The sequence below is a fragment of the Pedobacter sp. genome (assembly GCF_041645105.1).
Lineage (GTDB): Bacteria > Bacteroidota > Bacteroidia > Sphingobacteriales > Sphingobacteriaceae > Pedobacter.
On the sequence record NZ_JBAZQQ010000017.1, the window covers coordinates 1 to 6,839 of the forward strand.

Here is a 6,839-nt window from a genome sequence, read left to right on the forward strand (position 1 = left end):
ACCTCCTTTAAGCCGTAGCTTCTTCTATGCTGCCTATTATCTCATCACAATTGTCTTGAGCAGATTGCAAGGCATCAATAGCCGTCTGTGCCAAATCCCCTTTTTCTCCATTCTGGAAAGATTCAGGCATATTGTCATAATACTCTTGTTCCTCTTCCATTATCCCCTCAATATCTGATGATAGTTCGGCTATTGCATCGGATATTTTTACAAGTCTTTTTCTTCTGTCTATGTTCATATTTATCTAACCTCCTTTAATTAGCCTCCCAGAGTCCCTGACCCTACCGCCTCTGAGATAGTGGGTAGCCACCAGATACCCCTACAATTTATTCGGCTATTGTTCGGCTATTGTAGGGGTATCTTCTTCCGCTTGTGCTTCCAGCAAATCTGCTTGAGCTTCTGACCGTGCCGCAAATGCGTCAATCTGTGCCGCTTTATCCATACATACTATTTCTTGCCCAGAGTATATAGGATGGGTTGCTTGTCGTCTGTGTGCGTTTGCATTTGCCCTTTGCCCCGCTGCCAAAACTCGTAGGTTGGCAGCCTGTAATTTTGCTTCAGCTTGCTCTATTTTAGTCATTTTTTATCACCTCCTTTTAATTTATAAAACCATCAACTCCCATTAGGATTCGTCCAATTTTGTATAATCCCATATTTTTCCCCTTTTGCTTTCCATCCCTGCATCATTGCTTTCAATTTTAACATATCATTACTAACAGTAATTTCTATGATTTCTTGTTTGCCATTTGGATAATCAATGATGCATCTCCCGCAGTGTCTTTTTTCTGCATCCCAGATTGTTTTTACTAATCCTATTCTTACATCTATCATTTCCATTTACCTCCTCAAGATTGACTGACTTGGCTGTCCTATCTCTCTTTTCTATATTATAAGTATATATACAAAAGGAAGTTTTGTCAAGTATTATTTTCATTTATTTAAGGTTTTTGAAAATTATTTTTAGGTAGGCTTTACTTCCAGTTATTCATCCATCCGCTTTTATGTTTGCTCTGCGTCTGGGTGGCTTTCTGTTGGATGGGCTGCCTGATAACCATAATACCGCCATTACATTCGGGGTCTGCTACGGCAAAGGCGTAATTTGTTGCGTCAAGCCAGTGATTAGCTTTGCTTAATGCCACCCAGTCAAATTTGCCTGTGCGTCTGTTTAATCGCTTCTCCTCTGATAGCAGGTGCTTGATATAGTCTGTATCCGTATCTGCGGAAAAGGTAAATCTGCCCGGCACGCCTTCCTCAAGGGAAAGCCTGTAATGGATTGCGTCCTTAAAAGCACTCGTGTCAACTATCCAGTTCATCAGGCCACCAGGGATGGGCTTACCTTTAGGAGTTTTATCAATTATTGATACTTGCATTCTCTTACCGCTTTTAACTTGTGAAGAAGCTCCCTTTATCCCCACTGCTCTACCTCTGCCAAATCTTCGTATCCACTCATAGCAAGCCTCCGTCATTGTCATCACAGTTTCCCCTTGATATTTTGTGCCACCAGTATCAATACCAAGCCGATATATGCCAAGATTCCGCTCCTCTCCCTCCATCTGATATGAGGTTTCCCAGAGAAGAGCCGTTACGCTTTCCCATCCTGCCACAAAGCCATAATGAACTAAGTGGCAACTCATATCCCTTTTCCAAGCTAAAATGACATAATAAAAGCCGTCCTGTGCCATATCTACGCCACAGGTTAGAGCTACAAAGCCTTTAGGGATGATAAAAGCTGGTATGTCAATCTTGTTTTGCAATAGGTCTGTAACCGCCTTGACTTCTCGCTTCTCTTCCCAAGGCTTAGCTGCCCAGTATTGACACCAATCCCTGAGCCTGAGATAGTCCCCAAAATCCCTTTGAGCGTCCATTGCCTCTAAAAACTCACGCACAGCATTAGCCCAAGTGGTGTGATAAAATAGCCCATACCATTTCGGCATTAGAAAGCCAATTTTTCTAACGCTATAATTCTCAAGCACATCTTCAAGTAAGACGGTTTTTTCTATGTCCGTGTCTTTATAATTCAATATGTCCGCCAATGGGTCTTCCCTTGCCCTCCACTGTCCGTTGATCACCATCTCAGCTTTTTTTATCTCTTGGAGTTTTGCCTTGCAGTGTTTGCATTCAAAACGAACCTCCCTAATCAGCTTTTCTCTGTCTTTTTCATCGCTATCAAATTTGATTCTATCCCATATCATAATCTGATAGCCTCCACACTCCGGACACGGCACCCAAAACTCAAAAACATATTGACAGGTAGTCAGCTGTTGCCATATATTGCCTGTGGTGGTTGTCGGGGTGCTGGTATCCACTATTTTTCTATTCGCAAAGGTGGAGGTTGTCTCTTGCACGGCTTTTAAGGGGTCGGCACTTGAACTCGCATCGCCTGTAATTTCGTCTATCTCATCTCTAAATAGATACCTAACAGGTCGGGAAATCATCTGAGAGACCGTCCCACCACCCGCTAAGGTCAGCACCATATTCTGAAATCGCATTTCCATATTGGTAAAGTCGTCAGGGTTAGAGGTCATTCTTCGCTTAACTTCTTCGCATTGTAGAAACATCGGCTGGAGTCTGTTCTGGCTGGTGTATTTTGCAAGCTCTCGGGTGCTGATAACAAAATGAGCTGGACCAGGGTCTTGAGCTATGGCATAAGCAAGGCAGGGATAGAGCACGCCCTGAGACTTCCCAACTTGCCGTCCGAACACAATAACAATATGTTCAATATACAATGAGCCAAACGCTTGCAGGATTCCTCTGGTGTAAGGTGTCCTGCTTATCTTTAATGGGCCAGGTTCAGGGCAGGTATGCTCGGGCAAAATGATATTTTTCTCTACCCAATCGTCTATGGTGATGTCATCAGGTGGGGTCAAGGCGTTCTTCATCGCCCTGTTGATGTAATCGGTTTCAACTTGGTTTGCTCTTATCAGCCCTTTAGTCTCTATCCGTGCCTCAGATTGTAATTTTATCTTATGCCTTTTTATTGCTTTGGCTGGGGTTTTCATTTTCTCTATTATCAAAATTTATATACTGGCTGGCAGAATTTTAATCTGCTGGAGACATACGGGCGTTTGGCTTTTATAAAGTTGGCCTGTCTCTCTACTCTTCTTGGACGCCCCCTGAGCATTTTTAATTAAATGCCTCAGCCAGTATTTTTATTTTCTCTTATGCACCAATCCCTTCACACCCTTTGACAATTCTATCAAAATGTCTCTGGTCTCACTGTTCAAAATCTTGGTTATCGGCTTCTCTTCCATCATCTTGACCTTCGGAGGGATTCTCTTCACCCAGGATGTGATTCTTGTTTTCAGGATACTGAGGATAAACACAAAGTCCTCTGTGATTTTCTCCAAACTTATCAGGCTACCCTCAAGTTCTTTCGTCAGCAGTTCGTCTCTCCGTGCCTTGGCAATCTCTCTCCGCAGTTTAGCCTGAGCCATACTTATAGCCGTATCTGCATCGCCGTAGAAGTGGTTTATCACCCAGTCGTTGAGGATTTTCAAATCTACTTTGCCCCTTTCCTGATGTGCGTGCTTGGGATAACCTGATAAGCCCTGCCAAAGCTGAATAGCCACCCTTGACTTGCCATAAAAAGCACAGGCGTCCACCATTTTTATCACATAAGGGCTGTCATATTTTGGGGTCTGGGTGGTCTGGTAGGCTTCAATCTGCGTCTCATACTCATCATATTTTTTCTGCTGAGCTGTGGTTAAAACCTTACCGTCATTTATCAGCTTGCGAAGGCTGTTATATTGGATTTTATCGGGTGGCTTCAAGGCAGATTTTAGGATGTCGGGGGTTGTTTCAACCATTTTGCCACTCCTCTTTATGGTTATTCACAACATCAAGCATTCTTCTTAATGCTTTCCCTGGCGTCTTAAATCCTGCTCTAATCTGATGTTTTTCTATAATTACCTTTAGCCCCTCTACTCCCAAATCCTTACCATAGCCTACTGTATATATCATATTAAAATTATACGCTTTCAAAGAAAGTTTAGTCAAGAAAATGTTACAGTTGTGTTTTACTTCTTATTACTTTTCTTTTTCTTCTCCACCAATGTTCAACAATAGACCCCAGAGATTCGGGGTTGAGTAACTTCTTAGAAACTAATCGTCTAACCGATACAACATTTTTATATCCTAACACGGTAGCAATATTTTGATAGGTATAGCAAAATCGCTTAGCTCCTCTTTCTTTATGTGCTGGATTCTGTCTTGGGTCTTTATCTTTCATTTTGCCTCTCTATAAACTAAACTCTAAATTACTATCAAACCAAAGTTGCTTCAAGTCTTTATCCTCTAAAACAGAATATAAACACAGGCTCCTGAAGCCCAGTGCTTCGCTAACCAATCGCTTATCTGCTTCGCTTGCCGTGCCTCTCTGGATATTGCTTACTCTGAAGCCAATGCTTGAGCTGATTATGCTTAGGATTTTCTGTCTTGCTTTGCTCATTTTACTTCTCCTGTGTTCCTATATGGCTCATTGTAGGGCTTCCTATGTAGCGTGGTAGTTTTGATTTGTTTTCTGCTCAAGGTGTAATTGTATAGGGTCGTCATTTTACTCTTGTTAAGTGGTGCTGTGTGTGGCGTGGTAGAAATCATTGCGTCTCCATCGGCTCGCCATTCTTTGTTATGGATATGGTGGGGTCAAGGGCAAGCATTCGCTCAAGACATACCGATATGTATATGGGGCTTATCTCAATACCGTATAGTCTCCGTTCTGTTTTCTCGCAAGCAATTAAAGTTGACCCGCTTCCCAAAAAGAAATCAATCACAAGCCCGCCTTTTGGACAACTGCTTTTTATTGCTCTTGTGCACAGGTCAACAGGTTTCGGGGTTGCGTGTTCTCCTGCTCTCTCGGTATCTCTGCTAAAATGCCATACATTGTTTTGGTTTTCGTGGGTATTGTCAAAATACGCCCTTGTATCGTAGTATTCCTTCTTGAGCACATCGTATTCCTTCTTAAAGGCATCTATGTTATTTTGTTGACAATAGGCTTGAAACTTTTGATAAACTTCTTTTGTGGGTAAGTCAAACTGACTTTTTCCAGTCCAATGGTCTCTGTTTTTGTCGCTATGTCCTGCTATCATTTTCATTGTTGGAATATTCCAACCTGCCTTTTGCCTCTGTTCTAATAAGTAATTACGAATCGGCTCCCAGCCTTCAAAATAATTATCAGCATTAGTATTAAACCCTTGCACCCCCATCATAACAAACAAACACTTTTCATCTGCTATCGGATACATCCTAAAATCTGCTGACATTTGTCCCTGTCCATTGCCTTTATCCCAAGTGATTAAATTTCTGAAGGTTGCCTTTTGCGTCTTGATATATGGCTTGATAATCTGGCTGTAAATATCCATCAGAGGTTCATCAGTTCCCCAACAATACCAACTGCCAGCGTCTTTAATATAGGTGATTTGTAATGGTATCCATTCCTTGTTAAATGCCAACAGATCATCATAATTTAGGTTATCATTTATCACGCCTTCCTTTTCTTTCTTCATTCCATAGGGAGGGTCGTTAAAGGCAAGGTCAGCTTTATCTTCACCCATCAGTCTTGATACATCCTCAGCATTACAAGCGTCTCCGCATAAAAGATAGTGCCGTCCACCCAAACAAAACAAATCCCCTCTAACCACCTTAAACTTCGGCTCTCTCTCAATAGCTTTGTCAAGGTCAAAGTCGTCTTCCATCATCGTCTCATCGGTCTGGTGAATGAAGTCAAGCTCACTTTGCTCCCAGCCAATCTCAAGCAAAAGGTCATCATCAAAATTGCAGAGTAGGTCATCTGACCAAGAGCCAGTATTCTTTGAAAGTCTTAGGCAAAGTTCCTGTTCTCTCTTCAGGTCTGGTTCATCTACCCAAACAACAGGCACTTCTTTATATTTCAGCTTCTGGTATATGTTCAGCCTCTGGTGTCCTCCCAATAGAATGCCTTCTCTACCTATAGCCTTATTGACTATTAAGGGGTCAACCACTCCAAACTTAACTATTGACTTCTCAAGGTCTTTAGCCTCTTTTTCAGTTAGCCTCTTAGGATTGTATTCATTCGGCTTTATCTGTTCTATCGGCACATATTCAATCTCTAATTTGTCTATCATTTCAACACCTCTTCCACCTGCCGCTTGCATTCAGTCCCCAGGGTCTCCTCTATCAGTTGCTTTACCCTGCTGATGTTCTGCGGTTTCTGCAAAATAGACGCATAGGTAATGCTTTTCATCGCCACCAGCTTCTCTTTGCCTTTATAAGTAGAGCTTTCAGAACCAGTTTCTCGTCTGAAAACCATAGGCACACGACCTCTACCAAAACCAATAAAGGGCTTGCCAAGCGATTTGCCTCCAATAGATATGGGCTTTTGCAGGAATGTTCGTCTCCCCTTGATTATCTGCTCATAGACTCCACCACCTTTTGCCCGGGTAGTCTTGAGTTGCTGAGCCAATGCCAGAGGTTTTCGCCCTTTGACTTTTGCACCATAGAGTTTGCGTCCACCTACAACTTGATATGCTCCAAAATACATTAGGCTAATAGGTTTGCCAATCAAAAGCAATTCTGATTTTAACTCTGACAAGCGTGGTCTTGCCATTATATTTCTGTCAACATCAGATTTTTTGATGTTAAACTTTTCCCTGACCTGAATTGACATAAAGGTCTTGCCCCTTCGTGTAGCCAGAGATAGAGAACGTTTAATAGCAGTTTTGACAATCTCTGGTGAGTATTTCTTCAGCAAATTGTCTATACCTTCAAATTTGATAGTTACTGATTCCATTGTCTTTACCTCCTATTCTGTGATGTTAATTACAAAAGGATTTAGATTGCGAATGGAAAAGGTGGGTTTTCCTATC

General features: G+C 42.0%; 10 protein-coding genes. All 10 read right to left on the minus strand.

What is annotated here, in order from left to right; all coding sequences use genetic code 11:
* Window positions 1–7: 7 nt before the first annotated feature.
* The gene (locus tag WC623_RS24585; RefSeq protein WP_372856196.1) at window positions 8–238 is read right to left on the minus strand and encodes a hypothetical protein; all 231 of its coding nucleotides are present in this window, start codon (window positions 236–238) and stop codon (window positions 8–10) included.
* A gap of 96 nt (window positions 239–334) precedes the next feature.
* Window positions 335–580, minus strand: coding sequence for a hypothetical protein (locus tag WC623_RS24590; protein WP_372856198.1), 246 nt, complete (start codon window positions 578–580; stop codon window positions 335–337).
* Between the two features lie 32 nt (window positions 581–612).
* Complete coding sequence (locus WC623_RS24595) at window positions 613–837, minus strand: hypothetical protein (protein ID WP_372856200.1); 225 nt, start codon at window positions 835–837, stop codon at window positions 613–615.
* Window positions 838–971: 134 nt separating this feature from the next.
* On the minus strand, window positions 972–3,014 hold the full coding sequence (locus tag WC623_RS24600; protein WP_372856202.1) for a terminase gpA endonuclease subunit: 2,043 nt from the start codon (window positions 3,012–3,014) through the stop codon (window positions 972–974).
* A gap of 135 nt (window positions 3,015–3,149) precedes the next feature.
* Window positions 3,150–3,806, minus strand: coding sequence for a hypothetical protein (locus WC623_RS24605; protein ID WP_372856204.1), 657 nt, complete (start codon window positions 3,804–3,806; stop codon window positions 3,150–3,152).
* A complete protein-coding gene (locus WC623_RS24610; RefSeq protein ID WP_372856206.1) occupies window positions 3,799–3,960 on the minus strand; it encodes a hypothetical protein in 162 nt (53 codons plus the stop codon). The genes WC623_RS24605 and WC623_RS24610 overlap by 8 nt, the downstream gene beginning before the upstream one ends.
* A gap of 43 nt (window positions 3,961–4,003) precedes the next feature.
* A complete protein-coding gene (locus WC623_RS24615; protein ID WP_372856208.1) occupies window positions 4,004–4,228 on the minus strand; it encodes a hypothetical protein in 225 nt (74 codons plus the stop codon).
* Window positions 4,229–4,237: 9 nt separating this feature from the next.
* On the minus strand, window positions 4,238–4,447 hold the full coding sequence (locus tag WC623_RS24620; RefSeq protein ID WP_372856210.1) for a hypothetical protein: 210 nt from the start codon (window positions 4,445–4,447) through the stop codon (window positions 4,238–4,240).
* Between the two features lie 145 nt (window positions 4,448–4,592).
* On the minus strand, window positions 4,593–6,098 hold the full coding sequence (locus WC623_RS24625) for a site-specific DNA-methyltransferase (protein WP_372856212.1): 1,506 nt from the start codon (window positions 6,096–6,098) through the stop codon (window positions 4,593–4,595).
* Window positions 6,095–6,763, minus strand: coding sequence for a hypothetical protein (locus WC623_RS24630; protein ID WP_372856214.1), 669 nt, complete (start codon window positions 6,761–6,763; stop codon window positions 6,095–6,097). Before WC623_RS24630 ends, WC623_RS24625 begins: the two co-directional genes overlap by 4 nt.
* Between the last annotated feature and the right edge of the window lie 76 nt (window positions 6,764–6,839).

Excerpts from the sequence above, each read along its gene's own strand:
- WC623_RS24585 (WP_372856196.1), bottom strand. The coding sequence starts at position 238 with ATGAACATAGACAGAAGAAAAAGACTTGTAAAAATATCCGATGCAATA.
- WC623_RS24590 (WP_372856198.1), bottom strand. The coding sequence starts at position 580 with ATGACTAAAATAGAGCAAGCTGAAGCAAAATTACAGGCTGCCAACCTA.
- WC623_RS24595 (WP_372856200.1), bottom strand. The coding sequence starts at position 837 with ATGGAAATGATAGATGTAAGAATAGGATTAGTAAAAACAATCTGGGAT.
- WC623_RS24605 (WP_372856204.1), bottom strand. The coding sequence starts at position 3,806 with ATGGTTGAAACAACCCCCGACATCCTAAAATCTGCCTTGAAGCCACCC.
- WC623_RS24610 (WP_372856206.1), bottom strand. The coding sequence starts at position 3,960 with ATGATATATACAGTAGGCTATGGTAAGGATTTGGGAGTAGAGGGGCTA.
- WC623_RS24615 (WP_372856208.1), bottom strand. The coding sequence starts at position 4,228 with ATGAAAGATAAAGACCCAAGACAGAATCCAGCACATAAAGAAAGAGGA.
- WC623_RS24620 (WP_372856210.1), bottom strand. The coding sequence starts at position 4,447 with ATGAGCAAAGCAAGACAGAAAATCCTAAGCATAATCAGCTCAAGCATT.
- WC623_RS24625 (WP_372856212.1), bottom strand. The coding sequence starts at position 6,098 with ATGATAGACAAATTAGAGATTGAATATGTGCCGATAGAACAGATAAAG.
- WC623_RS24630 (WP_372856214.1), bottom strand. The coding sequence starts at position 6,763 with ATGGAATCAGTAACTATCAAATTTGAAGGTATAGACAATTTGCTGAAG.